This is a genomic window from Pseudomonas oryzagri (genome assembly GCF_020831405.1).
Classification (GTDB): domain Bacteria; phylum Pseudomonadota; class Gammaproteobacteria; order Pseudomonadales; family Pseudomonadaceae; genus Geopseudomonas; species Geopseudomonas oryzagri.
Map to the genome: position 1 here is coordinate 78469 of NZ_JAJHPU010000043.1, position 24251 is coordinate 102719.

General features: G+C 70.6%; 15 protein-coding genes. 6 read left to right on the top strand and 9 right to left on the bottom strand.

The features are described 5' to 3' along the window. Positions 1-13 precede the first annotated feature (13 nt). The 3 genes from capB to LMJ29_RS17055 all read right to left on the bottom strand — a co-directional run bounded on the left by capB (position 14) and on the right by LMJ29_RS17055 (position 4763). On the bottom strand, positions 14-1759 hold the full coding sequence (gene capB / locus LMJ29_RS17045; protein WP_264758932.1) for a caprolactamase subunit beta: 1746 nt from the start codon (positions 1757-1759) through the stop codon (positions 14-16). A 371-nt stretch (positions 1760-2130) separates the two neighbouring features. After that, positions 2131-3321: a hypothetical protein gene (locus LMJ29_RS17050; RefSeq protein WP_229606720.1), complete on the bottom strand. Its 1191-nt coding sequence runs from the start codon at positions 3319-3321 to the stop codon at positions 2131-2133. Positions 3322-3431: 110 nt separating this feature from the next. Then, on the bottom strand, positions 3432-4763 hold the full coding sequence (locus LMJ29_RS17055; protein ID WP_229606721.1) for a purine-cytosine permease family protein: 1332 nt from the start codon (positions 4761-4763) through the stop codon (positions 3432-3434). Positions 4764-5378: 615 nt separating this feature from the next. On the opposite strand from LMJ29_RS17055, the gene LMJ29_RS17060 reads away from it, so the two are divergent. Further along, positions 5379-6428: a GlxA family transcriptional regulator gene (locus tag LMJ29_RS17060; protein ID WP_229606722.1), complete on the top strand. Its 1050-nt coding sequence runs from the start codon at positions 5379-5381 to the stop codon at positions 6426-6428. A 489-nt stretch (positions 6429-6917) separates the two neighbouring features. Here the strand turns inward: LMJ29_RS17060 and LMJ29_RS17065 are convergent, their stop codons facing one another. Genes LMJ29_RS17065 through LMJ29_RS17090 form a run of 6 tightly spaced genes read right to left on the bottom strand, consistent with a single transcriptional unit; the run spans position 6918 to position 13768 of the window. Continuing rightward, the gene (locus LMJ29_RS17065) at positions 6918-8582 is read right to left on the bottom strand and encodes a BatD family protein (RefSeq protein ID WP_377655859.1); all 1665 of its coding nucleotides are present in this window, start codon (positions 8580-8582) and stop codon (positions 6918-6920) included. After that, a complete protein-coding gene (locus LMJ29_RS17070; RefSeq protein ID WP_229606724.1) occupies positions 8560-10338 on the bottom strand; it encodes a vWA domain-containing protein in 1779 nt (592 codons plus the stop codon). Before LMJ29_RS17070 ends, LMJ29_RS17065 begins: the two co-directional genes overlap by 23 nt. Beyond that, positions 10335-11345, bottom strand: coding sequence for a vWA domain-containing protein (locus LMJ29_RS17075; RefSeq protein WP_229606725.1), 1011 nt, complete (start codon positions 11343-11345; stop codon positions 10335-10337). Before LMJ29_RS17075 ends, LMJ29_RS17070 begins: the two co-directional genes overlap by 4 nt. Further along, entirely contained in the window at positions 11338-11844 is a 507-nt protein-coding gene (locus LMJ29_RS17080) for a DUF4381 domain-containing protein (protein WP_229606726.1), read from the bottom strand. The genes LMJ29_RS17075 and LMJ29_RS17080 overlap by 8 nt, the downstream gene beginning before the upstream one ends. Next, positions 11841-12800 (bottom strand): DUF58 domain-containing protein, encoded by a 960-nt coding sequence (locus LMJ29_RS17085; RefSeq protein ID WP_229606727.1) that lies wholly within the window; start codon positions 12798-12800, stop codon positions 11841-11843. Before LMJ29_RS17085 ends, LMJ29_RS17080 begins: the two co-directional genes overlap by 4 nt. Before the next feature lie 8 nt (positions 12801-12808). Continuing rightward, positions 12809-13768, bottom strand: coding sequence for an AAA family ATPase (locus LMJ29_RS17090; protein ID WP_229606728.1), 960 nt, complete (start codon positions 13766-13768; stop codon positions 12809-12811). A gap of 194 nt (positions 13769-13962) precedes the next feature. On the opposite strand from LMJ29_RS17090, the gene LMJ29_RS17095 reads away from it, so the two are divergent. The 5 genes from LMJ29_RS17095 to LMJ29_RS17115 all read left to right on the top strand — a co-directional run bounded on the left by LMJ29_RS17095 (position 13963) and on the right by LMJ29_RS17115 (position 24237). Next, positions 13963-18834: an NAD-glutamate dehydrogenase gene (locus LMJ29_RS17095; RefSeq protein ID WP_229606729.1), complete on the top strand. Its 4872-nt coding sequence runs from the start codon at positions 13963-13965 to the stop codon at positions 18832-18834. A gap of 215 nt (positions 18835-19049) precedes the next feature. Further along, a complete protein-coding gene (locus LMJ29_RS17100; protein WP_229606730.1) occupies positions 19050-20390 on the top strand; it encodes a glutamine synthetase family protein in 1341 nt (446 codons plus the stop codon). Between the two features lie 61 nt (positions 20391-20451). Further along, positions 20452-21774, top strand: coding sequence for an MFS transporter (locus LMJ29_RS17105; RefSeq protein ID WP_229606731.1), 1323 nt, complete (start codon positions 20452-20454; stop codon positions 21772-21774). 145 nt (positions 21775-21919) lie between these two features. Next, positions 21920-23389, top strand: a complete 1470-nt coding sequence (locus LMJ29_RS17110; protein WP_229606732.1) for a sigma-54-dependent transcriptional regulator — start codon at positions 21920-21922, stop codon at positions 23387-23389. Beyond that, positions 23386-24237 (top strand): P-loop NTPase, encoded by an 852-nt coding sequence (locus LMJ29_RS17115; RefSeq protein ID WP_229606733.1) that lies wholly within the window; start codon positions 23386-23388, stop codon positions 24235-24237. Before LMJ29_RS17110 ends, LMJ29_RS17115 begins: the two co-directional genes overlap by 4 nt. Positions 24238-24251: the final 14 nt, after the last annotated feature.

The window sequence follows — 24251 nt, forward strand, 5'->3', positions numbered from 1 at the left end:
TCCTCAGCAGTGCTCAGTGGGGGGCGCGGGCGGCGCGGGTGGCGGCTTCGTCGAGATGGCCGGCGGCGTCGACGATCACCCCGTACTCGAGGCGGGCGCCCTCGGCGGAGACCAGGCCGTTGCGCAGGTCGTCGAGGACCGCGGCGACCGGGCGGCGCAGCGGGTCGCCGTAGCCACCGCCACCGGGGTTGACGTTGATCACCCGCTCGCCCGGGCGCACGGTCAGCACTGGGTTCTGGATGTAGTGGGTTTCCTCGCCGTCGGCGCGGCGGTGGATCAGGCGGCCGAGCTTGGGCTCGATCAGCGCGTTGCGCGCGCCGGCCGCGCCGGCGGTGGCCAGCTGGCGGCCCTCGCCGAAGCCGACCACGGTCATCTCGTGCTCCAGCGGTTCGATCTCCAGGCGGGTGCCGGAGCCGCCGCGGAATTCGCCGGCGCCGCCGCTGTCGCTCATCAGGCTGTAGCGGTGGATGACGATCGGGTAGGAGTACTCGAGCAGCTCGATGTCGCCGCTCATCAGCGCGCCGAAGCAGCACAGCGGGCCGCAGGCGTGCCAGCCGTCCATCACCTTGTTGGCGCCGGCGCCGGAGATGATCGAGGCGAGCACCATGGTCACGTACTCGTCGCCCTCGCGACGCGGGTCGTGGCCGGCGATGTTGATGCCGCTGGCGTGGCCCCAGGAGGCGGTGACGCGCTCGGGTGCGGCCTGCTCCAGCGCCTGGCGCACGGCGTCGGCCAGGGTCTCCATCGGCGTGGTGGTGCAGTTGACGTGCGGCGCCGGTTCCTCGGCGTTGCACAGGGTGCCCTTGGGCCCGAGGTCGACGCTGACGCAGCGGTACAGGCCCTCGTTGTAGGGCGGCGGCACCTGGGCGAACATCATCAGGCCCAGGTAGACGCCGGACACCGAGTTGCCCTCGTAGGAGTTGATGAAGTAGGGCACCTGCGGCGGGCTCTCGATGCGCACGTGGGCCTCGTCGCCGCGGATCTCGACGTGGGCGGTGATCTCCAGCTCGCCGAGGCCGTGGCCGGAATCCTCGAGGATCGCGGTGCCGCTGTAGTGGCCGTCCGGCACGTCGCGCAGCAGGGCGCGCATGTGGCGGTCGGCCATGTTCTTCAGCTCGGCGATGCAGGCGCGCACCTGGGCGACGCCGTACTTCTCGACCAGCTCCAGCAGGTGGCGCTCGCCCACGCAGCAGGCGCCGTACTGGGCGTTGAGGTCGCCCTCCTGGTAGGGACGGGCGCGCATGTTGGTGAGCAGCAGGTTGAACACGTCCTCGCGGCGTTTGCCGCCGGCCCACAGCTTGACCGGCGGGATGCGCAGGCCCTCGGCGTAGATCTCCTTGGCGTCCGGGTTGTAGCCGGCCGGCACCGGGCCGCCGATGTCGGTGAGGTGGCCCTTGCACACGGTCCAGAACACCAGCTCGCCCTGGTAGAACACTGGCTTGTACATGCAGCAGTCGAGGATGTGGCTGCCCTTGTAGGCCGGGTCGTTGTGATAGATCACGTCGCCTTCGGCGATGTCGCCCTCGAAGAACTCGGCCACGCACTTCATCGCCGGGATCAGCGAGCCGAGGTGGATCGGGATGTCCTGGCCCTGCAGGATCATTTCCGGGAAGTGGTCGAACAGCGCGTTGGAGTAGTCGTGGGCCAGGTTGAACACGCTGGAGCGGCCGGTTTTCTCCAGGGTCAGGGTCATCTCGCGCTGGGCGGTTTCCAGCGCCCCGCGCACGACCGCGAGGGTGATCGGATCTACTGTACTCATGGTTCACCACACATCTTGTTGTTGTCGGAGAGGCGGCCCCGCAAGGCTCCGCCCTGGCTTACAAGCTACGCGGCGCGCGGCGCACGGGCTTGTCGCCGGATGCACCCTTTGTTGCGTCTGCGTGCACTCGTCCGTGCGTGGGTTGCCGTTGGTGCAGACGAAAAAAAGGCCAGCGCGAGGCTGGCCTGAAAGGGGGGCAAAGGGGGATGCCAGAGCAATCGCACGAAGCAGAAAAGGCCAACCTACGTGGGCTAAATGCCCTGTAGCCCTCCCTGTAGGAGCGAATTCATTCGCGACCTGGTCGCGAAGTCGCGAATGAATTCGCTCCTACACCGTTCATGCGATTGCCTTGGTTGGCAATGCGGCAGAGGTTAGAAGTAGTAGCCGACGTTGCTGTACAGCTGGTTCTCCCAGCGGTCGCTGCCGCCGGCGCCGAGGCTCTGGGTGTAGCTGCCGCCGCCGATGTACGGGTCGTGCTTGCCGTGCAGCCATTCCAGGGCGATCCACAGCGGGCCGAAGGTGAACGAGCTGCCGGCGATGAAGCGCTGCGAGTCCTCGAAGCCGCTGGCATCCTTGGTGAAGTGGCTGTAGTTGGCATAGAACTTCACCCCGGAGAACCAGCCGTACTGGCCGGGCAGGGCGTAGCTGAGGTCGGCGACGTACAGGTTGCCCTTGGCGGCGACGTTGAAGGTGCCGTCGAAGCTGCCGAAGGACACCAGGCGGTCGCTGCCGGGGTTCTCCGGGCTCATCGACTGGCGCGCGGCGAGCAGCTGCACGCCCCACGGGCCGTTCTGGCCGAGGTAGTGCACGGCGAAGGCGCGGCGGTCGCCGTCCTTGCCGGTGTCCTGGTTCTCCAGCGTCGAGGCCAGCGCCGACACGCCGACTTCCGAGGCCCAGTCGCCGAGCTGCAGGTTGCGCGCCAGGCGGGCGACGACGATGTTCTCCTCGTGGTTGTCGCTGCCGTCGACCACGTAGCCGTCGGCCGTCGCCACGCTGGTGCCGTAGGTGCGCCCGCCGCGGCTGGTGCCCTTGCCCTGTTCGGCCGGCATGGCGAACCAGGCGGCCTGCAGGTCCCAGTCGGCGTTCTTCTGGGTGTACTTGATGCCGATGTCCTGGGTGTCCTCCAGGCCGATCACGTTGCCCAGCGACTCGAAGAAGGTGCTGCCGAAGTAGGGCTGCAGGCCGAACGGAATCGGCATCAGGCCGGCCTGCACCTGGCGCTCGGCGTCGAACCTGTAGCCCAGCCAGGCGTACTCGGCGAAGGAGATGTCGCCGATCTTGTCGGTGTAGTCGAACGGGCGGTGCTTGCCGTAGAAGCGGTACTTGGCCGCGCCGATCCAGCTGTCCGAGCTGTAGGTGGCGGTGAGGAAGGCGGTGTCGAAACCGAATTCCGAGATGTCGCGGTCCGGGTCGTAGTCCAGGCGGCCGCGGATGGCGCCGCCGAGGTCGAGGTTGTCGGTGACCTGCACGGCGGCGGCCGGCAGGGCGAAGGCGGTCAGCAGCGGCGCGGCCAGCAGCGGCCATAGCAGCAGGGTGGAGCGGCGGGTGAGCGGGTGACGCATCGGGTGTCTCCGGGTGTTGTCGTTGTTTTGCGGGCACACCGGAAGCGCACCGCCGGGAGGCGGCGCGTTCCGTGATGGGGAGGATGGGCAGGCGGGTGCCTGCCCCGGGCTCAGAGGCTGTCGGTGCCGGCCGACCAGGCGCGGCGGCGGCCGCTGGCCAGCAGGCGGTAGCCGGCGAAGGCGACCACGAAGGTGGCCGGCGCCGAGAAGGTCGCCAGGCTGGCGTTACCGGCCTTGAGCAGGACGATGCCGGTCGCCGCTGCGACGAACCAGGCCAGCAGACCACGAGCGTCGAAGGCCGGCAGGCTGGCGTCGTCGGCCGCCGGCGCCCCGCGGGCGGCGAGGATGTGCGCCAGGGCGATGGCCACCCAGGCGACGATGAAGATGCTCTGCCAAGCCAGCGCCTGGAGGATGTAGCTGAACACGTCGAAGCGCATCAGCAGGTAGACCGTGAGGCCGGTGAGCGCCGCCCAGACCATGTAGGGTGCGCGGCCGCCGAGGCCTGCGCACAGTGCCTGCAGGTTGGTGGCGCCGAGGAAGAAGTTGCCGGTGTTGATGCGCGTCTGGGTGACCCAGACGAACAGCAGGCCCCAGAGACCCATCAGCTGGACGATCGACAGCACCACCGACACCTCGCTGACACCGCCCTCGGTGGGGATGGTGGCGGCGAGGAAGATCCCGGCCAGGCCGTTGAGCAGGAAGGCCACGGCGTAGAACGGCATGCCGAAGTTGAAGCGCGCGTGGTAGTCGCTGTCTTCCGGGCGACCGAAGCGGGCGTAGTCCCAGGTGTACATCATCAGCACCCAGACACCCATGAAGTAGGTGAAGCAGTTCCACCAGCCGTGCGCGGGCGCGCCGCCTTCCGGCGCCAGCTCCAGCCAGGCGGCGGAGTAGCCGTACTGGTCGACCGCCATCAGCAGGGTCGCCGCGAGGCCGAGCAGGTACAGCGGCAGCAGCACACCGTTGAGCTTGTCCAGCCAGCGCATGGCGTGGCCGAAGATCAGCAGCACGCTGTACACCACCACGATCAGGTAGGCCTGCTCGAGGCTCACCGCGCCGGCGTAGTGGTTGAGCGCCACCGCCATCACCGAGCCCTCGAAGGCGGCGTAGTAGATGGCGGTGGCGCTGAACAGCAGCGTCGCCAGCGCGGCGCCGGCGCGGCCGAACAGGCGCCGCGAGAACTGCGCCACCGACAGCCCGCTGGCGATGGCGTAGCGACTGATCACCGCGTTGATCGCCCCGTAGCAGACCACCGACAGCAGCAGGCCGATGATCGCGTTGCGTGTGCCGAAGCCCATCGCCAGCGCGGCGCCGACCACCAGGTAGAACATCGCGCTGCAGATGCCCCACCAGGCCATGGTCAGCGAGCCGCGGCTGAGACGTTGATCGAGGGGTACCGCGCTATCGGTACCCGAATGCTGGTTTGCAGGTTTTCCGGCCATGACAGATCTCTTGTTGTTGTTGGAAGAAGCGAGAGGTCATGACAGTAGAAAAAACGCCGCCGCCGGGCTTGCCGCTGCGGGCCCGGGGTTTTGTCGCTGGGTGTACTCAGGCTGCGTGGGGCGGTAGCGGATGCGCCGACGCCAGACGCGTGTTGGCGGGAGTGCGCAGCTGTTGCACGATCGGTCGCAGAGAGGGGCGACGTCCCCGACGGCAGGAACCACCAAAGCTGCAGGTCGCGGCGAGCGGATACGCCCGGGAGCCCTGCAACCGAGGCATGACGGCGGCCAACGTAAAACGCTGTGGCCATCTCCGAGGTCGCCCCCGGAGGTGTCCACAGCGCCTTTTCCGCTCGGATCAGCTGGCCAGGGTTGGCCTGGCCAGGCTGTTGCGAATTCCATCGCTGCTTCCGCCAGCTCTTCAATATGGCGCCGCGCGAATTCCGCTCGAAGGCGCAGCTGATGCACTGAAGCCGACAGCTGGCGGCCGCGCCCCAGGCGTGCCACCCTCTACCCGGATGGGGCGAGATAGACGGCTTGCCGATGGGGCGCCGGCCAGCGGGCGAGCGGTCGCCCCGGTCGGAACAGCTACAAGAAGAACATTGCAAGGGGCCGGGAATGGTCAGCAGAAGGCACTTCAGCGATGCCATGCAGGGGCAGAACCTCCGCTTCGTGGGCGAGCACGGCAAGGAGTCGCCGCGTCAGGCGCGGGTGGGCTTTCTGCTGCTCGAGCATTTTTCGCTGCCGGCGTTCACCCAGGCGCTGGATACCCTGGTCACCGCCAATCTGATCAGGTCGGAAGCCTTCACCACCAAGACCTTCAGCCTCACTGGCGAACCGGTCACCAGCGACCTGGGGCTGGTCATCTGCCCGAACGCCGCCCTGGCCAGCCGCGATCTGCACGGCCTGGACCTGCTGGTGGTGTGCGGCGGGTTGCGCACCGCGCTGCACGCGGTGCCGGAGCTGACCCACCTGCTGCAGGTGGCCGACAGCCGCGGCGTCGCGCTGTCGGGGCTGTGGAATGGCGCCTGGTTCCTCGGCCAGGCGGGCCTGCTCGATGGCTACAAGTGCGCCGTGCACCCGGAAAACCGCGCCGCGCTGGCCGAGATCGCCAAGGACAGCCAGGTCACCTGCGAGAGCTACATGGTCGACCGCGATCGCCTGACGGCGGCGAGTCCGACCGGCGCGTTCAACATGATCCTGGAGTGGATCAACAAGCTGCATGGGCGCGGCCTGGTCGACGGGGTGGTCGACATCCTGGCCTTCGAGGAGTCGCGCTACCGGCGGGCGCGGCCGGCGCTGCACGAGAAGATGAGCGAACCGCTGCGCGAAACGCTCAATCTGATGAGCGCCAATATCGAGGAGCCGCTGAGCCAGGACCAACTGTCCAGCTATGTCGGCCGCTCCAAGCGTCAGCTCGAACGCCTGTTCCGCGAGCAATTGGGCACCACGCCGGTTCGCTACTACCTCGAATTGCGGATTACCGAGAGTCGCCGCCTGTTGCAGCACTCGGATCTGCCCATCGTCGACGTGGCGGTTGCCTGCGGTTTCGTTTCGCCCAGCCATTTCAGCAAGTGCTACAACTCGTTCTATGGATATCCGCCATCCAAGGAAGTACGCCACGGTTGCGTGAAGTCCATAAAGCCGCAGGTTGCCCAGGTCAAATAAGAGTTCGGGCGTTGGCCCGGCTAGTTGGCCATCTCCTGCAAACCATCCGATTTTCTTTTCCCGGTACAGGCGCAATCCGTGCCGGGGGAAAACGAGTACGAGCGGGATCGAATTAAAACTTTTTGTCGGCCCGTTTGGTTTCGACCCCGCTTGCACCCGCAGGGCCACTTCGGTGGCCCTGTGGTTTTTTGTGTCCTCGATAAAGAGCCATTCATGCACGGGCGTCGTCATCGCGGGGCGAGGTCTGCAGGGCAGGAGGCTGGCGGGATTGCCGATAGCCCGGGGGGCGCATGGGCAGGTCGCGGATGAACAACCTACTGAGAGATCGCCGCTGGGCGAAACCTTTGTGGCCGCCGACCGCAAGCACTACTTCGTCTGCCGCCGTGATCTGGCCGTCTCGCGGGAGATGCGCATCCTCCGCGACTGGCTGATGGCGGAGACGCAGGAGTTGCGGGACCGCTGCAGTCAGGCCGGATAAGGGTCGCGCGCTCAGCGCGGATACAGCGGCGGCAGCGAGCCCGGCTTGGGCGGGCGGGCGTTGGCGGTCTGCGGCGGGGGCGGCAGGCTGCCGATCGCCTGCCACAGCGCCTCGCCCTGCCAGGAGTGGCCACTGGCGCTGTACAGCGCGCCGTTGAGGCCGTCGAGGGCGTCGGACAGCGGCACGAAGCGGGCCGCCATGTCGGCCAGGGTCTCCGGTTGCTGGCGCGCCCAGGCATCAAGCGCCTGGCGGGTGGCCTGCGGATCGTTGCTCAGGCAGGTGCGCCGCAGGTCGTCCTGCAGGGTGCGCGGGCTGGGGCCGATGGCGGCGGCGCGGATCACCGCCGGCAGGCGTCGCGCCCGCCACCACAGGGCGAAGCCGAGCAGGGTGGTCAGGGCGAGCACGGCGGTGGCCAGCTGCCAGGGCCACAGGCGCACCTCGCTGCTGGCCAGGTCGCCCGGCAGCACCGGCTGGGTCTCGGCGACCAGCGCCGGATTTTCCTCCACCTCCAGGCTGTGCGCGGGCAGGCGGCTGCGCATCAGGCGGTCCTCGACGGTGTTCCACCACACCACTTCCTGCGCCGGCAGCTCGATGCGCCCGGCGGCGGTGGGCACCAGCGCGGTGCTTTCCTCGCGGCTGCCGACCACGCCGTGCTCGCCGTGGCGATCGTTCAGGCGCGGCTGCTCGGGGTAGCGGCGTAGCCACTGCTCCGGCGCCGGCAGGTCCAGCACCGGCAATTGCGCGCTGGCCAGGCCCTCGGCGCGCAGCAGCAGGCTGCGGGTCAGCGAGTCGCCGACGCGCACCGTGCCCTGCGCCGGGCTCCAGTGCTCGCTGAGGGTCAGCACGCGCGCCGGCAGCCAGGGCGCGTCGGCCGGGTAGTCGGCCGGCTTGGGCTTGACCCGCAGGATCAGCTCGGGCGAGCGCACCTGCACCGGCCGGCCGCTGCGCGGGCCGAACGGCTGGGCGCCGCCGTTGCCGCCATCCAGGGCGGTGGCGTCGAATTGCAGGGAGGGGATGCGCAGCACGCCGCTGTGCTGGGGGAACAGCGCGTAGCGGGTCTCGATCACGCCATGGCGCACGCCGTCGATCAGGGTTTCGTAGGTGTGCTGCGGGGCGAGCGCCTCGACCCGCGCATCGGCGATCTCCAGCGGGTCCAGGCGGCTGTCGTCGTACAGCGGCACCGAGTGGTAGACGCGCAGGGTGAGGATGGCCTGGGCCTGCACGTAGACATTGTCGCTGTCCAGGCTGGCGTCGATGAACACCGGCGCCTGGCTGACCGCGGCCACCGACGGCGCCGCGCTGACCTGCAGTTCGATGGCCGGCGAGCGCGCCGTGCCGACCTGCAGCGGCGGGATCAGCAGGCGTCCGGCGATCTTCGGCTGCAGGCCGATCACCAGGCGGCTGTCCAGATCGCCCGGCGCCTTGTCCTCGTCGTGGTAGGTCAGCAGGCGGGTGTCGAGCACCTCGAACTGCGCCGCCAGCACGCTCAGGTCGGGACGCCCGCTCGGCGCGGGATCGTCGCTCTCCAGGTTGAGCTCGACGATCTCGCCCACCGCCAGCTCGCTGCGGTCGACCCAGGCGCGCAGCTCCTCGGCGTGCAGCGGCCGGCCGAGCAGCAGCAGGAGGGCGGCGAGCAGCCAGGCGCGGCGCGCGCTACGGGGACGGCAGAACAACATGTGGGTCATCGCGGTTTTCCTGACGGCGCTGCTGCTCGTACCAGAACTTGCGGCGCAGCAGCTCGGCCGGGTCGTCGGGGATCTGGCGCAGCCATTGTTCGAGGGCCTGGCGTTGTTCGCCCTGTTCGGGCAGGTCGTCGGCGGCGATCGGCGTGGGCGCCATCGCGCTGTCGCTGCCCAGCGCCTCGTCGCCGGCCGCGCCGGCGCCCAGGGGCGGCGCGCTCGCCGTCTCGGCGCTCGGCTCGTCCTGCGGGGTGCCGCCGGGCTGCGGCGCTGCCGCCGGTGTGCCGGCCTGCTGGGCCGGATCGCCCGTGCCGGCGTCCTGCTGGCCGCTCTCGCCATTCTGCGCGGCTGCGGCTGCGGCTGCGGCTGCGGCGGCTGCGGCGGCGGCCTCGCGGTCGCGCAGCAGCTGCTCGACCAGCGCACGGTTGCCCTGCGCCTGCGCCAGCTGCGGATCCAGGCGCAGGGCCTCGGCGTAGGCCTCCAGCGCGGCCTCCAGCTCGCCGCCCCTGGCCAGGGCGTTGCCGCGATTGTAGTGGGCGGCGGCGTCGTCGCCCGCGGCGAAGGCGGTGGCGGCGGCGGCGTAGTCGCCGGCCTGGTAGTGGGCGATACCGCGCCACTGCGGATCGTCGAAGCGCTGCGCCGCCGCTTGCGGCTCCCCGGCCTCGAGCAGGCGGCGGCCCTGCTGGTCGGCGCGCCACCAGAGGTCGGCGAACTCGAAGGCGTAGGCCGGCGGCGGGGTTATCAAGAGCGCGGCGAAGCCGAACAGCCAGCCGCGCCGGCCGGCGCAGGCGGCCAGCAGGAGCAGCGGCAGCAGCAGCCAGTGGCCCTGGTCGGCCCAGGCGGCAAGGGTCTTCGACTGGCCACTGCGTTCCCGGCGGGCGCCGCCGGCGCCGAGCAGGCCGAGGCTTTTGAGGTCGCCGTCGTCCAGGCGCAGGTTGCTGTAGCCGCCGCCCTGGTCGGCGGCGAAGGCCGCCAGCTGCTCGCTGGGCAGGCGCGGCAGGACGATGCCGCCGGCGGCGTCGCGCAGGAAGCCGCCGTCCTCCAGGCGTATCGGCGCGCCGGACGGGGTGCCGACGCCGAGCAGCAAAAGCGGGTTGTCGCGCCGCGCCAGGGCCTGGCGGATGCCGGCCTGCTCGACCGGATCGAGTTCGCCGGCGAGCAGCAGCAGGCGGCCCTGGCCGTTGCCGCCCTGGTCGAGCAGGTCCAGGGCGCGTTGCACGGCGAGGTCGGCGCGGCGGCCGGGCACGGGCATCAGCGAGGGCTTCAGGGCGGCCAGCAGGTTCTGCGCGGTGGCCAGGTCGTTGGACAGCGGCACCAGCACGTGGGCGCTGCCGGCGTAGACGACGATGGCGGTGGGCGCCTCGCCGCGCGCGGCGAGCAGGTCGAGCAGCTTGCGCCGCGCCACTTCCAGGCGGGTGGGGGCGAGGTCCTCGGCGAGCATCGTCGGGGTCAGTTCGAGGATCGCCACCAGCGGATCGCCCCGCTGCTGCGCCGCCTGCTCCTGGTGTTCCCAGCCGGGGCCGAGCAGCGCCAGCAGGGCGAGCAGCCAGGCCAGGCCCAGCAGCAGCCAGGGCCGGCGGTTCTGCTGGCCGCGGCCGCCGGTCAGCAGCCAGGGCTGGAAAGCCGGCGGCAGCAGCACCTGCCAGCGGCCCAGGCGCTGCTTGCGGTGCCACAGGCGCCACAGCAGCCAGGCACCCAGCGGCAGCAGGAGCAGCCAGGCGGGCCGGGCGAGGTGGGGCAGCAGCTCGCTCATTTGCGCCTCCGCTGCAGGCGTTGCGGCCAGTTCGGCCAGAGGTCGTGCATCACCAGCAGCAGGCTGAGCAGCAGCGCCGCGCCCAGCGGCCAGGGATACAGCGGAGTGGCGCGGTACACGGTGGTCGGCGCCTGGGTCACCGGCTCGAGACGGTCGAGGGTCTGCGCGATGGCGCGCAGCTCGTCCTGCGAGCGGGCGCGGAAGTATTCGCCGCCGGTGGCCGCGGCCACCGCGCGCAGCAGCGGCTCGTCGAGGTCGATGCCGGGGTTGAGGCCGTACAGGCCGACCGCGCCGGCCTGCTCGGCGTCGGCGCCGATGCCGATGGTGTAGATGGTCACCTGCTCGCCGGCGGCCAGCCGCGCGGCGGTCAGCGGCGCCACCTCGCCGCCGGTGTTGGCGCCGTCGGTGACCAGGATCAGCACGCGGCTGTCGGCCGGCTGCTGGCGCAGGCGCTTCACGGCCAGGCCGATGGCGTCGCCGATGGCGGTGTTCTTGCCGGCGATGCCGATCGCCGCCTCCTCCAGCCACTGGCGCACGCTGTGGCGGTCGAAGGTCAGCGGCGCCTGCAGGTAGGCGCGGCTGCCGAACAGGATCAGGCCGAGGCGATCGCCCGTGCGTCCGGCGACGAACTCGCCGAGCAGCTGCTGCACGAGGGTCAGACGGCTGACCGTCTCGCCCTGCCACTGCATGTCGCGATAGTCCATCGAGCCGGAGACATCCACGGCGAGCAGCAGGTCGCGGCCGCTGGTCGGCAGCGGCAGCGGCTCGCCCAGCCATTGCGGGCGGGCGGCGGCCAGCACCAGCAGCAGCCACAGCACGGCGAACGGCGCCTGGCGCCGCCAGCCCGGCAGCCGCGGGCGGGCGCGGCGGCCGGCGAGGCTTTCGAGCTCGTCGAGGAAACTCACCTTGAGCGCCGCCTCGCCGCTGTCGGCCGCCGGCAGCAGCAGGCGCAGCAGCCAGGGCAGCGGCACGAGCAGGACGACCCAGGGCCAGGCGAACTCAAGCATGCTTGCGGATCCAGGTTTCCACCGCCTGCTGCAGGCCGTCGATGGCCTTGTCGTCCAGGCGGCAGTCGGCGCGGTAGGTGCCCTCCACGAGGATCATCCAGCGGGTCAGGCCGGCGGCCGGACAGCGGTTGTCGAGGAACGCCAGCCAGGCGCGGCCGCTCATGGTGTGGCTGTGGCTGTCCGGGTAGCGGGCGCGGCACAGGCGCTTGAGCAGGCCGTTGAGCGCTTGCAGCCAGGGACCGGCCGGCGCGCCCTGGTAGGGGCGCGGCAGGCGGTTGAGTTCGTCGAGCGCGGCCTGGCGCTGCGGCTCGAGGTCGGGCGCCGGTTCGGCGACCGGGGCGCGCCGGCGCGACCAGGCCAGCAGCCGGTCGCGCAGCAGCCAGAGCGCGGCGAGGGTGCCGAGCAGCAGGGCGGCGAGCAGCCACCAGCCGGGCGCCGGCGGCCAGAAGGACGGGGGCGGCGGCAACAGCGGCGGGGCCAGCTGGTCGAGCGGGTTCATATTGACGGCGCCCCGTGGGACGCCGGCTGCTGCGGCTCGACCAGTTCGCGCAGCTGGTCGATCAGCTCGCGCTGGGTGGACAGCGGCAGCAGCAGCACGCCGAGCTTCTGCGCCAGGCGCTGCCAGCGCTGCACGCGGGCGGCGCCGCGTTCGCGCCAGGTCTGGCGCAGCTCGACGTCGCTGGTGTCCAGCTCCAGGCGCGCGTGGGCGTCGGCGAAGCGCAGCAGGCCGGCGGCCGGCAGCGCGTGGTCGAGCGGGTCGGAGAGCGGCAGGAGGATCAGGTCGCAGTGGCGGGCGAGCAGGGCGAGCTGTTGCTCGGCGACATCGCCGAGGGCGCGCTCGTCGCAGATCACCAGCACCAAGCTGCCCGGACGCAGCACCTCGCGGGCGCGGCGCAGCGCCTGGCCGAGGCCCTCGGCGCTGCTTTCCGCGGCCGGCGGCGCGGCGAGCGCATGGTTGGCGCGCACCAGGCGGCCGAGCAGCTGCAGCAGGCTCTGCTTGCTGCGCCGCGGACGGATCTCGCTGCTCTGGGTGCCGCTGAACACCAGGCCGCCGATGCGGTCGTTGTGCGCCAGCGCGGCCCAGCCGAACAGCGCGGCGGTCTGCGCGGCGAGCACCGACTTGAAGCAGCGGCCGCTGCCGAAGAACAGCCGCGGGCTCTGTTCGACGAGCAGGAACACCGGCCGCTCGCGCTCCTCGTGGAACAGCTTGGTGTGCGGCTCGCGGGTGCGCGCGGTGACCCGCCAGTCGATGTTGCGCACGTCGTCGCCGGCCTGGTAGACGCGCACCTGGTCGAAGTCGACGCCGCGCCCGCGCAGCCGCGAGTGGTGCAGGCCGATCAGCGGGCTGCGCTGGCCGGGACGCGAGAACAGCTGCACCTCGTCCAGGCGATGGCGCATCTCCAGCAGTTCGGCGAGGCTGACCATCACCCCCGGCGGCAGCAGGTCGGTGTGCATGAGGCGCCTCAGGCCACCGCGACCAGGTCGAGGATGCGCTGCACCACGCGGTCCTGGTCGATGCCGGCGGCTTCCGCCTCGAAGGTCAGGATGATGCGGTGGCGCAGCACGTCGAACAGCACCGCCTGGATGTCCTCGGGGCTGACGAAGTCGCGCCCGGCCAGCCAGGCATGCGCGCGCGCGCAGCGGTCGAGGGCGATCGAGCCGCGCGGGCTGGCGCCCCAGGCGATCCACTCGGCCAGCTCGGCATCGAAGCGGGCCGGTGTGCGGGTGGCCATGATCAGCTGCACCAGGTATTCCTCCACCGCGTCGGCCATGTACAGGCCGAGGATCTCGCGGCGCGCGCTGAAGATCGCCTCCTGGCTGACCCGCTGCTCGGGCTGCGCCTCGCCGGCGATCGCCTCGCCGCGCGCCTGCTGGAGGATGCGCCGCTCCACGGTGGAGTCGGGGTAGCCGATCTTCACGTGCATCAGGAAGCGGTCGAGCTGCGCCTCGGGCAGCGGGTAGGTGCCCTCCTGCTCGATCGGGTTCTGCGTGGCCATCACCAGGAACAGCGGCGGCAGGTTGAAGGTGCGCCGACCGACGCTGACCTGGCGCTCGGCCATCGCCTCGAGCAGCGCCGACTGCACCTTGGCCGGGGCGCGGTTGATCTCGTCGGCCAGTACCAGGTTGTGGAAGATCGGCCCCTGCTGGAACTCGAAGCTGGTGGTTTCCGGGCGGTAGATCTCGGTGCCGGTGATGTCCGCCGGCAGCAGGTCGGGGGTGAACTGGATGCGGTGGAACTCGGCCTCCAGGCCGGCCGCGAGATCCTTGATCGCCTTGGTCTTGGCCAGCCCCGGGGCGCCCTCGACCAGCAGGTGGCCGTCGGCGAGCAGGGTGATCAGCAGGCGCTCGACCAGCCGCTCCTGGCCGAGGATCTGGCTGGAAAGGTACTGGCGCAGGGCGATCAGGGCGTCGCGATGGGGCATGTCGTGACTCGGTCGGGGATGGCCGGCAGGAGGCGCCGGATAGCCTCACACTTTAATGCATCTGCCCCCGGCTCGACTAACGTGAGATGAGGCGGCAGGGCGATCGCCCCAATGCCTGGGCGGGGCCTCGGGCGGCTCCGCAGGGGCGCGTCGCCCCATGCATTCGCCTCTACGACAAAAAAAATGGAGGATCTATGGGCTTCTTCAGTGCTGCCGATCGCGACGATTTCCACCGCCAGCTGCACGAGGTGCTGGCCCGCCAGGTCGGCGCGGCGGCGCTCGATCAAGTGAGCCTGTTCGCCCGCCAGTTCTTCGCCAGCGTCGGCGTCGAGGAGCTGACCGAGCGCCGCCTGGTCGACCTCGCCGGCTGCTGCCTGTCGGCCTGGGCGATGCTCCAGCGCTTCGATCCGCAGGCGCCGCAGGTGGTGCTGTTCAGTCCCGAATACGAGCGCCACGGCTGGCAGTCGCCGCACACCGTGCTGCAGATGCTGCACCCCGACATGCCGTTCCTGGTCGACTCGCTGCACATGGAGCTGCGCCGCCGCGGCCACGCCGTGCACAGCCTGCAGAACTGCGTGCTGAGCCTGCGCCGCGGCGCCGGCGGCGAACTGCTCGAACTGCTCGAGCCGGGCGCGGACGGCCCCGACGTGCGCCGCGAGGCGTTGATCAGCCTGGAGATCGACCGCTGCGCCAGCGCCGGCGAGCAGCACATGCTGGCCAAGGCGCTGCACGAGGTGCTCGCCGACGTGCGTCTGGCGGTCGGCGACTTCGGGTCGATGCAGGAGCGCGTGCGCGCCCTGCTGGCCGGCTTGCAGCCGTCCTGCGCCGCGGTGCGCGAGGCCGATTGCGCCGAGGTCGGCGCCTTCCTGGAGTGGCTGCTGGACAACCACTTCACCTTCCTCGGCTACGAGGAGTTCACCGTCGAGACCCAGGCCGACGGCAGCGGCCTGCTGGTCTACGACGAGGCCTCGCTGCTCGGCCTGTCGCGGCGTCTGCGCGTCGACCTGAGCGAGGCGCAGCGCTGGGTGTCGGCGCAGGCCCTGGCCTGGCTGCGCGCGCCCTGTCTGCTGTCGTTCGCCAAGGCCGACCAGCCGGCGCGGGTGCACCGCGCGGCCTATCCCGACTACGTGTCGCTGCGCCAGTTCGACGAAGGCGGTCAGCTGCTGCGCGAGTGCCGCTTCATGGGCCTGTACACCTCGCCGGTGTACCGCGAGAGCATACATACCATCCCCTGCGTGCGCGGCAAGGTCGCCGAGGTGGAGCGCCGCGCGGGCTTCGAGTCCAGTGCGCACCTGGGCAAGAGCCTGGTCCAGGTGCTCGAGGTGCTGCCGCGCGACGACCTGTTCCAGACTCCGGTGGAGGAGCTGATCGCCACCGCGGTGGCCATCGTCCAGCTGCAGGAGCGCAGTCGCCTGCGCCTGTTCCTGCGCCGCGATCCGTTCGGCCACTTCTGCTACTGCCTGGTCTACGTGCCGCGCGAGATCTACTCCACCGATACCCGGCAGAAGATCGAGCGGGTGCTGCGCCAGCGCCTGGGCGCCAGCGACAGCGAGTTCTGGACCGAGTTTTCCGAGTCGGTGCTGGCGCGCGTGCAGTTCATCCTGCGCGTCGATCCGCGCGCGCCGGTGGAGGTCGATCCGCAGCGCCTCGAACAGGAGGTGATCCAGGCCTGCCGCAGCTGGCAGGACGAGTGCGCCAGCCTGCTCCTCGAGGCCTTCGGCGAGGCGCGCGGCACCGACCTGCGGGCGAGCTTCGCCGACGGCTTCCCGGCCGGCTACCGCGAGCGCTTCGAGCCGCACATGGCGGTGATCGACCTGCGCCATCTGCTCGAGCTGTCCGAGGAGCGGCCGCTGGCGATGAGCTTCTACCGCCCGCCGCTGGAGCGCGGCCCGCAGCTGCACTGCAAGATCTACCACGCCGACACGCCGCTGCCGCTGTCGGACATGCTGCCGATCCTCGAGAACCTCGGCCTGCGCGTGCTCGGCGAGTTCCCCTTCCGCCTGCGCCGCCAGGACGGCCGCGAGTTCTGGGTGCACGACTACAGCCTGGCCACCGCCGAGGGCATCGACGTCGACCTCGCCCAGCTCGACCGGATCCTGCAGGACGCCTTCCTGCACATCGTCCGCGGCGATGCCGAGAACGACGGCTTCAACCGCCTGGTGCTGGGCGCCGGCCTGCCGTGGCGCGAGGTGGCGCTGCTGCGCGCCTACGGCCGCTACCTCAAGCAGATCCGCCTGGGCTTCGATCTGGGCTACATCGCCGCCACGCTCAACAGCCACGCCGACATCGCCGGCGGGCTGGTGCGCCTGTTCAAGACCCGCTTCTACCTGGCGCGCAAGCTGTCCGCCGAGGCGCTCAAGGACAAGCAGCAGCGCCTGGAGCAGGCGATCCTCGGCGCCCTGGAGCGGGTCCAGGTGCTCAACGAGGACCGCATCCTGCGCCGCTACCTGGAGCTGGTGCGCGCCACCCTGCGCAGCAACTTCTACCAGAGCGACGAAGGCGGCGGGCCCAAGGACTACCTGAGCTTCAAGCTCGACCCCCGGCAGATCACCGAGATGCCGCGCCCGGTGCCGCGCTTCGAAATCTTCGTCTACTCGCCGCGGGTCGAGGGCGTGCATTTGCGCGGTGGCAAGGTGGCGCGCGGCGGCCTGCGCTGGTCGGACCGCGAGGAGGACTACCGCACCGAGGTGCTCGGCCTGGTCAAGGCCCAGCAGGTGAAGAACGCGGTGATCGTCCCGGTCGGCGCCAAGGGCGGCTTCGTGCCGCGCCGCCTACCGGTGGGCGGCACGCGCGACGAGATCCAGGCCGAGGCGATCGCCTGCTACCGGATCTTCGTCAGCGGTCTGCTCGATCTCACCGACAACCTGGTGGAGGGCGAGGTGCAGCCGCCGCCCGGGGTGGTGCGCCACGACGAGGACGATCCCTACCTGGTGGTGGCGGCCGACAAGGGCACGGCGACCTTCTCCGACATCGCCAACGCGCTGTCCGCCGACTACGGCTTCTGGCTGGGCGACGCCTTCGCCTCCGGCGGCTCGGCCGGCTACGACCACAAGGGCATGGGCATCACCGCGCGCGGCGGCTGGGTCGGCGTGCAGCGCCACTTCCGCGAGCGCGGCGTCGACGTGCAGGAGCAGCCGATCACCGTGGTCGGCATCGGCGACATGGCCGGCGACGTATTCGGCAACGGTCTGCTGCGCTCGGACAAGCTGCAACTGATCGGCGCCTTCAACCACCTGCACATCTTCCTCGACCCCAACCCCGACCCGGCGGCCAGCTTCGCCGAGCGCCAGCGCCTGTTCGATCTGCCGCGCTCGAACTGGACCGACTACGACGCCGCGCTGATCTCCGAAGGCGGCGGGGTGTATCCGCGCAGCGCCAAGAGCATCCCCATCAGCGCGCAGATGCGCGAGCGCTTAGGCCTCGACGCCGAACACCTCACCCCCAACGAGCTGATCGGTGCGCTGCTGCGCGCGCCGGTCGACCTGTTGTGGAACGGCGGCATCGGCACCTACGTGAAGGCCAGCCGCGAGAGCCACATGGACGTCGGCGACAAGGCCAACGACGCGGTGCGGGTCAACGGCCGCGAGCTGCGCTGCAAGGTGGTCGGCGAGGGCGGCAACCTGGGCATGACCCAGCTCGGCCGCGTCGAGTACTGCCTCGGCGGCGGCGCCTGCAACACCGACTTCATCGACAACGCCGGCGGGGTGACCTGCTCGGACCACGAGGTCAACATCAAGATCCTGCTCGGCGAGGTGGTGCGCGCCGGCGATCTGACCCTCAAGCAACGCAACGAGCTGCTGCGCGAGATGACCGAGGCGGTGGCCGGCCTGGTGCTGAATATCAGCTACCGCCAGGTGCAGGCGCTGTCGCTGGCCCAGCGCCATGTCCACGGCCGGCTCGGCGAGTTCCGCCGGCTGATGGCCGATCTGGAAAGCCGTGGCCGTCTCGACCGCGCGCTGGAGTTCCTGCCCGCCGACGACGAACTCACCGCGCGGGTCGCGCAGGGCCAGAGCCAGGTGCTGACCCGGCCGGAGCTGGCGCTGCTGCTGTCCTACAGCAAGTTCGATCTCAAGGAGACCCTGCTGCACTCGACCCTGGTCGACGACGCCTACCTGCTCGACGAGCTGCACCAGGCCTTCCCGGCGCCGCTGGTCGAGGGCTTCCCGCAGGCCATGGAGCACCATCGCCTGCGCCGCGAGATCGTCAGCACGCGCATCGCCAACGACCTGGTCGACCACATGGGGATGACCTTCGTGCAGCGCCTCAACGAGTCCACCGGCCTGACCCCGGCGCACATCGCCGCGGGCTGGGTGGTGGTGCGCGACCTGTTCGAGCTGCCCTACTGGTGGCGGCAGATCGAGGCGCTCGACCACCGCATCGACCCCACCCTGCAGCTCAAGCTGATGGAGGAGCTAATGCGCCTGGGCCGGCGCGCCACCCGCTGGCTGCTGCGCAACCGCCGCGGCGACCTCGACCTGGCCCGCGATGTCGCCCACTTCGCGCCCAGCGTCAAGGCGCTGTCCGAGAATCTCGAGGAGCTGCTCGAGGGGCCGGTGCACGCCGCCTGGCAGGCGCGTCGCGAACGCTTCGAGGCGGGCGGGGCGCCGGTGGAGCTGGCGCGGCAGATGGCCGCCGGCGGCGACCTCTACACCCTGCTGCCGATCATCGACGCTGCCGACGTCACCGGCCAGGCGCCGATGCAGGTGGCCGCCTGCTACTACGCCCTGGCCGCCGAACTGGAGCTGGGCTGGTACCTGCAGCAGCTCAACGCCCTGCCGGTGGAGAACAACTGGCAGGCGCTGGCCCGCGAGTCGCTGCGCGACGAACTGGACGCCCAGCAGCGCGCCCTGACCATCTCGGTGCTGCAGATGGCCGAGGGCCCGCAGGAACTCGACGAGCGGTTGAAGCACTGGCTGACCGAGCACCAGCCGCTGGTGGCGCGCTGGCGCCATCTGCTCGCCGAGCTGCGCGCCACCAACGCCAGCGATTACGCCGTGTACGCGGTGGCCAACCGCGAATTGCAGGACCTGGCGCAGAGCGCGCAGCGCGCCGCGGGAGGGGGCTGAGGCTGCTTGAAATTCTGCACGACGGGTGAGAGATTCTGCACGGTAGAGCTGGACGGATGCGTAGGGCGGGTGAGTCGCGTAGCGGCATAACCGGCCAGGGATGCCGACGGCGTCCCCTGGCCGGCCTGCCGGCCGGTTGGTGGGTTACGGCCTGCGGCCTGACCCACCCTACGGAATGCAGGGCATCGATGCCGAGGAGTTGGGGGAGGGAAACGATGAAGAGCCCGGAAGAGTTGCTGCAGTTCGCCGAGCGCCTGGCGGGGGTCGACGAGGTCGAGTGCGTGACGCCGGACCTCAACGGTATTCCGCGCGGCAAGACCATGACCGCCGAGGGCTTCCTGTCCGGGCGCCGTCTGCACATGGCGCGCGGCGTGCTGCTGCAGTGCCTGATGGGCGGCTACCCGCCGACCCGCTTCTACGGCTGCGACGACGGCGATGTGGCGCTGCACGCCGATGCCCAGCAGATCCACCGCCTGCCCTGGAGCGACACGCCGCGCGCGCTGGCGATCTGCGATGCGCTGGATCTCGATGGCCGGCCGTGCGCGCTGTCCACGCGCGGCCTGCTGCGCCAGGTACTGGCCGACTACGCCGAGCTGGGCCTGCGCCCGGTGGTGGCCACCGAGCTGGAGTTCTACGTGTTCGCCCCCAATGCTGATCCGCGCGACGATTTCCTGCCGCCGATCGGCAGCGATGGCCGCCGCGAGATCGGCGCCTCGGCCTTCACCGCGTCGTCCGCCAACGGCCTGCGGCCGTTCTTCGCCGAGGTCTACCGCTGCATGGCGGCGCTCGGCCTGCCGCGCGACACCTTCATGCACGAGATGGGTACCAGCCAGTTCGAGATCAACTTCCCGCATGGCGACGCCCTGCGCCTGGCCGACCAGACCTTCCTGTTCAAGCACCTGCTGCGCGAGGTGGCACTGCGCCACGGGCTGATCGTCGTGTGCATGGCCAAGCCGCTGGGCAAGGTGCCGGGCAGCTCGATGCACATCCACCAGAGCCTGGTCGACGAGGCCGGGCGCAACCTGTTCAGCGAGAACAACGGCGAGCCGAGCGCGGCCTTCGCCCACTTCATCGGCGGCCTGCAGGCCGGCCTGCCCGAGCTGACCCTGCTGCTGGCGCCCAACGTCAATTCCTACCATCGCCTGGCGCATCCCTACGCCTCGCCGAACAACGTCTGCTGGGCCTACGACAACCGCGCCGCCGGCCTGCGCGTGCCGGCCAGCGGCCCGGAGGCGCGGCGGGTGGAGAACCGCCTGCCGGGCGCCGATGCCAACCCCTACCTGGCCCTGGCCGCCAGCCTCGGCGCCGGCCTGTACGGGCTGGTGCGCGGCGTGCAGCCGAGCCTGCCGGCGCACGGCGAGTTCCAGGTGCCCGACGCCCTGCGGCTGCCGACCAGCATGAACGAGGCGCTGCACCGCCTGCAGCGCAGCGCGCTGGCCCGCGAACTGTTCGGCGAGGAGTTCATCGAGGGCTACCTGGCGACCAAGAGCCTCGAGCTCGCCGACTTTCTCGAAGAGATCACCCCCTGGGAGCGCCGCCAGTTGGCTGCGCTCTGACCAAGCGCGCGGTGGCCCCGGCCGCCGCGTTCCCGCTGTTCCGGCCTGCTGGAGCTGAAGCATGCCCCGTTCGATGTTCGCCTTCCCCGCGTTGTACACCGCGACCCTGATCATGCTGCTCGGCTCCGGCCTGCTCAGCACCTATATCGCGCTGCGCCTGGCCGCCGAGGGGGCGGCCGACCAGGCCGGCTGGCTGATGGCCGCGCACTATGCCGGCCTGGTGCTCGGCGGCAAGTTCGGCCATCGGCTGATCAGCCAGGTCGGCCACGTGCGCGCCTACGTCGCCTCCGGCGGGGTGGTCACCGCCGCGGTGATCGGCCACGGCCTGCTCGACTGGATCCCGGCCTGGATGGTGCTGCGCTTCCTGATCGGCCTGGGCATGATGTGCCAGTACATGGTGGTGGAGAGCTGGCTCAACGAGAAGGCCGAACCGCACAAGCGCGGGCGGGTGTTCTCGGTGTACATGGCCGCCTGCTACCTGGGCCTGACCCTGGGCCAGCTGGTGCTCACCGTGCGCCCGGGCCTCGGCCTCGAGCCGCTGCTGATGGTCGCGCTGTGCTTCGCGCTGTGCCTGGTGCCGGTGGCCACCACCCGGCAGATCCACCCCTCGCCGCTCAAGCCGGCGCCGCTGGAGCCGCGCTTCTTCCTCAAGCGGGTGCCGCAGTCGATGACCACCGTGGCGGTGGCCGGCCTGACCCTCGGCGCCTTCTACGGCCTGGGGCCGATCTACGCTCAAGGTCTCGGCCTGAGCACCCGGGAAGTCGGCCTGTTCATGGGTACCTGCGTGTTCGCGGGTCTGGTGGTGCAGGCGCCGCTCGGCCGCTTGTCCGACCGCTTCGACCGCAGTCTGTTGATCCAGTTGATCTCCCTGGCGCTGGCGCTGGCCTGCGTGCCGCTCGGCCTGCTCACCGACATGCCGTTGCCGGCGCTGCTGGCGCTGGGCTTCGTGGTCAGCCTGCTGCTGTTCTCGCTCTATCCGCTGGCGGTGGCGCTGTCCAACGCCCATGTCGAGCAGGAGCGCCGCGTCGCCCTGTCGGCCATGCTGCTGGTGGTGTTCGGGATCGGCGCCTGCGTGGGGCCGCTGATCGCCGGCGAGCTGATGAACTACGCCGGACCCGGCCTGCTCTACCTGTTCATCGCCGGCTGCGCGCTGATTCTGGTCTGGCGCGTGCGTCCGCAGCCGGGGCAGGCGCGTCAGCCGGCCGACGAGGCGCCGCTGGATCGGGCCGTGCCGCTGGCGATGGCCGGCTCGTCCGCCGCGGCGGCCACGGCGACGGCCGCCGTCGAGCCCGGCGAAGCGCCGCCGGCGGAGCAGGGCGGGGTGGCTGCGCAGGGCGACGATGACGACGAAGCGGCGGCCGGAGCGCCGAAGGTCGCGCCGTAGAGCGTGGGGTGCAGGAAGTGATGGCGTTTTGAAATTCGCGTCATAAAATTGACTGGCGACGGTGTTTTGGCTTTACTGCCAGCGCCGGGCCCGTGACAGTCGCTGTCGCGGGCCCTCCAGTTTTCCTTTCTGCCCCGGGCCGATCATGTGGCGTGAATCGCGAATTCTCCTGATTGATGACAATTCACAGCGGCGCCATGACCTGGCGGTGATCTTCGAGTTCCTCGGCGAAGCCTGCAGCAGCTGCGCCAGCGCCGACCTGGCCGCAGGCCTGGCGGAGGAGACGCAGGCCCAGTTGTCCTGCGTGCTGCTCGGCCAGGTCGACAGCAAGGGCGGCGCGCCGCGTCTGCTCAAGCAACTGGGCGTCACGGCGGCCAACCTGCCGCTGCTGCTGCTCGGCGAGCAGAACACGTTCGAGTGGCCGGAGGACCTGCGGCGCCGCGTGCTGACCCGTCTGGACATGCCGCCGAGCTACAACCAGCTGCTCGATTCGCTGCACCGTGCCCAGGTCTATCAGCAGGTCTACGACACGGCCCGCGAGCGCGGCCTGCAGCGCGAGTCCAACCTGTTCCGCAGTCTGGTCGGCACCAGCCGGGCGATCCTCCAGGTGCGCCAGGAGATGCAGCAGGTGGCCGGTACCGAGGTCGGCGTGTTGCTGCTGGGCGAGGCCGGCACCGGCAAGGAAGTGGTGGCGCGCAACCTGCATTACCACTCGGCGCGCCGCGAGTTTCCCTTCGTGCCCTTCAGCTGCACCGCGATCGAGCCCGAGCTGCTGGAGTGCGAGTTGTTCGGCTACGAGGAGGGCGCCTTCCCCGGCGCGATCAGCAGTCGTCGCGGCCGCCTCGAACTGGCCGCCGGCGGCACCCTGTTCATCGACGAGGTCGCCGACCTGCCGGCCGAGCTGCAGGTACGCCTGCTGCGCGCGCTGCAGGAGGGCAGTTTCAAGCGACTGGGCAGCGACCTCGAGCGGGCCGTGGACGTGCGGCTGATCGCCGCCAGCCGCCATGATCTGGAGCAGCGCGTGGCCGACGGCAGCTTCCGCGACGATCTCTACTACCTGCTCAACCAGTTCTCCATCGAATTGCCACCGCTGCGCGAGCGGGTGGAGGACATCCCGCTGCTGCTCAACGAGCTGATCGCGCGCATGGAGCACGAGAAGCGCGGTTCGATCCGCTTCAGCTCGGCGGCGCTGATGTCGCTGTGTCGCCACGACTGGCGCGGCAACGTGCGCGAGCTGGCCAACCTGGTGGAACGTCTGGCGATCATGCATCCCTACGGGGTGATCGGCGTCAGCGAACTGCCGAAGAAATTCCGTCATATCGACGAAGAGATCGTCCTCGCCAGCGAGGGCGCGGTCGGGCAGGGCGCCGCCGTTGCGCCCCCCGGGGCGCTGCCCGGGCTGGATGTGCCGGCTTTGCTGCCGGTCGGCGGTCTGGACCTCAAGGACTACCTGAACGGCCTCGAGCGCTCGCTGATCCAGCAGGCGCTGGACGAGGCCGGCGGGGTGGTGGCGCGTGCCGCCGAGCGCCTGCGGGTACGCCGCACCACCCTGGTGGAGAAGATGCGCAAGTACGGCATGGGCCGGCGCGACGACGAGGAAGGAGATTTCCTGTGAGGGCGCGGCCGGCACAGATACGCGCCGCGCAGGTGATCGCCGTGGCCAGCGGCAAGGGCGGTGTCGGCAAGACCCAGGCGGCGATCAACCTGGCCTGGGCGCTGGCGGCGCGTGGTCGGCGGGTGATGCTGCTGGACGCCAGCTTCGCCCTGCCCAACGTCGACGTGGCCCTCGGCCTGACGCCGCGCTACACCGTGCAGGACGTGCTGGCCGGCCGCTGTCGGCTGGCCGAGGCGCTGAGCGCCGGTGCCGGCGGCGTGCAAGTGATCGCCGGCTCCGCCGCCGTGGATGCGCCGGGCGAGCCCGACATGCGTCAGCTGGCCGGACTGATCCAGGCCTTCGGCAGCCTGCCGCAGCTGCCCGAGGTGCTGGTGATCGACTGTGCGCCGGGCATGGGCCCGGCGGTGACCACCCTGTTGCACGCCGCCAGTGAGGCGCTGCTGGTGGTCAACGACGAGCCGGCCGCGCAGGCCGATGCACTGGCGCTGATCGGCCGGCTCAATCGCCGCTACGGCATGAGCCGCTTCCGCCTGCTGGCCAGCATGACCTTCGCCCAGCAGGAAGGGCTGGGCTTGCACGAGTCGCTGCTGCGCCTGAGCGAGACGCTCCCGGGGGTGTCGCTCGACTATGTCGGCGCCATCCCCTTCGACGACTCGCTGCGCCGCGCCGTGCAGCGCCAACGTCCGCTGCTCGAGGTATTTCCGCGCAGCCGGGCGGCCCAGGCCTACGCGGCGCTGGCCGAGAAGGTGGACGGCTGGGCGCTGCCGGGCAGCCCGCGGGGCCATCTGGAGTTCTTCATCGAGCAGCTGATCGCCCTGCAGTCGGCGCCGCGTATCGCCAAGCCCTGAGCGCGGCTGCGACA

Coding starts and splice junctions, on each gene's coding strand:
- capB (WP_264758932.1), bottom strand. CDS start 1,759: ATGAGTACAGTAGATCCGATCACCCTCGCGGTCGTGCGCGGGGCGCTG.
- LMJ29_RS17050 (WP_229606720.1), bottom strand. CDS start 3,321: ATGCGTCACCCGCTCACCCGCCGCTCCACCCTGCTGCTATGGCCGCTG.
- LMJ29_RS17055 (WP_229606721.1), bottom strand. CDS start 4,763: ATGGCCGGAAAACCTGCAAACCAGCATTCGGGTACCGATAGCGCGGTA.
- LMJ29_RS17060 (WP_229606722.1), top strand. CDS start 5,379: ATGGTCAGCAGAAGGCACTTCAGCGATGCCATGCAGGGGCAGAACCTC.
- LMJ29_RS17065 (WP_377655859.1), bottom strand. CDS start 8,582: ATGTTGTTCTGCCGTCCCCGTAGCGCGCGCCGCGCCTGGCTGCTCGCC.
- LMJ29_RS17070 (WP_229606724.1), bottom strand. CDS start 10,338: ATGAGCGAGCTGCTGCCCCACCTCGCCCGGCCCGCCTGGCTGCTCCTG.
- LMJ29_RS17075 (WP_229606725.1), bottom strand. CDS start 11,345: ATGCTTGAGTTCGCCTGGCCCTGGGTCGTCCTGCTCGTGCCGCTGCCC.
- LMJ29_RS17080 (WP_229606726.1), bottom strand. CDS start 11,844: ATGAACCCGCTCGACCAGCTGGCCCCGCCGCTGTTGCCGCCGCCCCCG.
- LMJ29_RS17085 (WP_229606727.1), bottom strand. CDS start 12,800: ATGCACACCGACCTGCTGCCGCCGGGGGTGATGGTCAGCCTCGCCGAA.
- LMJ29_RS17090 (WP_229606728.1), bottom strand. CDS start 13,768: ATGCCCCATCGCGACGCCCTGATCGCCCTGCGCCAGTACCTTTCCAGC.
- LMJ29_RS17095 (WP_229606729.1), top strand. CDS start 13,963: ATGGGCTTCTTCAGTGCTGCCGATCGCGACGATTTCCACCGCCAGCTG.
- LMJ29_RS17100 (WP_229606730.1), top strand. CDS start 19,050: ATGAAGAGCCCGGAAGAGTTGCTGCAGTTCGCCGAGCGCCTGGCGGGG.
- LMJ29_RS17105 (WP_229606731.1), top strand. CDS start 20,452: ATGCCCCGTTCGATGTTCGCCTTCCCCGCGTTGTACACCGCGACCCTG.
- LMJ29_RS17110 (WP_229606732.1), top strand. CDS start 21,920: ATGTGGCGTGAATCGCGAATTCTCCTGATTGATGACAATTCACAGCGG.